The sequence below is a fragment of the Thioclava arctica genome, assembly GCF_040892615.1.
GTDB lineage: Bacteria > Pseudomonadota > Alphaproteobacteria > Rhodobacterales > Rhodobacteraceae > Thioclava > Thioclava arctica.
Window position 1 is genome coordinate 1 of sequence record NZ_JBFRYC010000078.1, and the last position, 243, is coordinate 243.

A 243-nucleotide genomic window follows, 5' to 3' on the forward strand; every position below is an offset into this window, starting at 1 on the left:
ATCTTGCGGCTTGGAGGACTTTTGCCTGAGCCGTGCGGGATGGCAGCCTCGGCTCGGCGCTGGCGCGTGGCCCATTCCCCGACCACGCGGAGACTTCCTTGGAATCCGTTCGCTCGCAGCCGGCGCCAGAGTTCAGCGCCATTGCGACATCCGTCCTGCCAATGCTGTTCGAGCAGCGGGAACCAAGGCGTCAGGCTGCTTTGGCGCAGCCGGAAAACGTCTTCCCGTTCGCCGCGCAGGACG

General features: G+C 65.8%; 1 pseudogene. It reads right to left on the reverse strand.

Annotation, left to right across the window (positions count from 1 at the left end):
- Positions 1–243, reverse strand: a pseudogene (locus tag AB4874_RS19995) (ISL3 family transposase); the annotation flags it as partial.